This is a genomic window from Streptomyces adelaidensis, from assembly GCF_016598475.1.
Classification (GTDB): Bacteria; Actinomycetota; Actinomycetes; order Streptomycetales; family Streptomycetaceae; genus Streptomyces; species Streptomyces adelaidensis.
Genome location: NZ_JAEMUX010000324.1, coordinates 1 through 336 on the forward strand (window position 1 = coordinate 1; position 336 = coordinate 336).

Genomic DNA, 336 nt, shown 5'->3' on the forward strand with positions numbered 1-336 from the left:
CGTCCAGGACGTACGGCTGGTGGTCTTCTCGATCGGATCGATTACCACCGGAAAGCTGGTCTCGGGGTCGGTCAGCAGGTCCTGGGACGGGATCAGCGTCAACTTGCCCTGCCCGACCTCCATCTCGACCGGCGCGGTCGCGGCGTCCGGAGGCGGTTCGAGGCCACCGGCGGCACTCACGGACGCGGTACCGAAAGCCGCGGTCCGGGCGGTCGTGGAGGGGTCGCCCCCGCCGCCCGCGTCCCACATGACAGGGGAACCAGCCTCCAGGACCACACCCTGGGAACTGCTGTCCAGCGCACGCAGCGCACCGGAGGAAGTCTCCTGGAGGGTCAG

General features: G+C 69.6%; 1 pseudogene. It reads right to left on the reverse strand.

The window, feature by feature from the left end:
• Positions 1-336 (reverse strand): annotated as a pseudogene (locus I8N67_RS42075) (hypothetical protein); the annotation flags it as partial.